The following is a 2,151-nucleotide window of genomic DNA, read 5'->3' on the forward strand; positions in this document are numbered from 1 at the left end:
GTCTTGCAATTTGATGAAGAAGGAAATATTAAAGTGAATACTGTTTATGGTGCAGATGAATTTAATGTACGAAATAATCTTATAAATTTCGAATTTGAAAATTCACTTCATGTTTATGATGATAACGTTAAATTAAATAAAATAAAAGATACTACATTTGTTTATGCTATTCCTAAAGAATTAAAATACAATGATAGTATAAGCGAAATGATAGAAAGATCTAGCGTAAATATAAATAATGATGTAGTAGTATCAACAGTACTAATAATATTATCAACTATCTTAATAGTATCATTATTGATTCCTTATAAAATTGGAAAAGAAGTACTTGGAATTAAGTATATATTTAAAGTTCCATTTGAAGTTCTTGTATTTATATTTGGATGTGCAGCCATGATGTGTGGTATATCATCATGTGCAGCAATATTAAAAACTTTACAAGGAACGTTCGGAAATGGATTTGTTGGATTTGGAATAACACAAGAAACGGATTGGATGCTAAGGATAATTATAAATACGGTTTTATGGAGTGTAATAACTTTTGCAATATTAAGTGGAGCTATGTTCTTAAAGCATATATTTAAGACTGGATTTATTAAATACTTTAAAGAAAATTTACTTATTGCTAAAATATTCAGATTATCAAAAAAATGGGTAAACAATCTAGTCGATTATATGTCAAATATTGATTTAACGGATAAATCTAATAAATTTATTATTAAAATATTAGCTATAAATTTTGTTGCTCTTGTGATTATTTGCAGTATATGGTTTTTCGGAATCATGGCAGCACTTTTATATACAATAGTCTTGTTTATAATTTTAAGAAAATATTCAGATGATATTAAAGGTAAATATCAAATTCTACTTAATGCTACAAATAAGATTGCAGAGGGAAACTTAGATGTTGAAATAAACGAAGACTTAGGTCTTTTTAATAGCTTTAAGGATGAAATTAAAAAGATACAACAAGGCTTTAAAAAAGCAGTTGATGAAGAAGTAAAGAGTCAAAAGATGAAGACAGAACTTATTTCAAATGTATCACATGATTTAAAAACTCCACTTACATCTATAATAACTTATATTGACTTATTAAAAGATGAGAATATTAGTGAAGAGGATCGTANNAATTGAAGATTTATTTGAAGTAAGTAAAGCAACAAGTGGGAATGTTCAATTAAATTTAGTTAAAGTTGATATAGTTGAACTTATGAGGCAAACACAAATAGAATTAAGTGATAAAATTAATAATTCTGGTTTAATATTAAAAAATAATTTTCCTGAAAATAAAATTATTTTAAATCTAGATAGTCAAAAAACATTTAGAATATTTGAAAATTTAATAAATAATATAGCTAAATATGCAATGAAAAATTCAAGAGTATATATAGATATTTTAGAAGAGGATGAATATATAGAAATACTCTTGAAGAATATGTCAGAAGTAGAAATTGATTTTAATCCAAATGAGATAGTTGAAAGATTTGCTAGAGGAGATTCATCACGTAACACTGAAGGATCAGGTTTAGGTCTTGCAATTTCTAAAAGTTTTGTAGAGCTTCAAGGTGGAAGCTTCAGTATTGAAGTTGATGGAGATCTTTTTAAAGTAATAATTAAATTTAAAAGATAACTATTAATTAAAGAAATAATAAGTTGAGTAACAAAAAAGAATCTATTTTTATAGGTTCTTTTTTGTTACTCAAATATACTATAGAATTATTAGAGTTAAAAAATATATAGATAGATAAGCGAATAGAAAAAAGTTAATTAATAATTGAGGGCGGAGATGGTGAAGCTAATAAAAAGTTAAGTGATGTGATTTTATGGAATTTAATAAAATAACCTTAATATTATTATATAAAACGTTAGTGAAACATACCTTTAAAAATACAACACAATAAAAATAACAAAAAAAATAAAATAATAAAAACACAAAATAAAATAAGGAAATATAAAAAACATTCTTTGTATTAAAATTAGAAATTGTTACAAATAGACAATATTTTTTGAAAGAAAGCTTATTAAATATAAAGATAATATATAAAATTGCAAAATAAATAATGTTTTTATTGATATTTAGTATTGACATGGGTTCGTTTTATTGTTAAAATTACATTTGAAAAAGAGAATACTTATCAAGAGTGGTGGAGG

At 23.8% G+C, this 2,151-nt stretch carries 2 protein-coding genes; both read left to right on the plus strand.

The window, feature by feature from the left end; all coding sequences use genetic code 11:
• Positions 1-1,014: 1,014 nt before the first annotated feature.
• Positions 1,015-1,134, plus strand: coding sequence for a histidine kinase dimerization/phospho-acceptor domain-containing protein (locus NG904_RS17680; RefSeq protein ID WP_502801470.1), 120 nt, complete (start codon positions 1,015-1,017; stop codon positions 1,132-1,134).
• Positions 1,135-1,366: 232 nt separating this feature from the next.
• Entirely contained in the window at positions 1,367-1,630 is a 264-nt protein-coding gene (locus NG904_RS17685) for an ATP-binding protein (protein WP_286674378.1), read from the plus strand.
• Positions 1,631-2,151 lie beyond the last annotated feature (521 nt).

Origin of the sequence: Clostridium sp. ZBS15 (genome assembly GCF_023845705.1) — a bacterium.
Taxonomy (GTDB): Bacteria; Bacillota; Clostridia; order Clostridiales; family Clostridiaceae; genus Clostridium; species Clostridium aquiflavi.

What these genes read in the sequence shown, in the direction of transcription:
- NG904_RS17685 (WP_286674378.1), top strand. Translation starts at nt 1,367, where the DNA reads ATGAAAAATTCAAGAGTATATATAGATATTTTAGAAGAGGATGAATAT.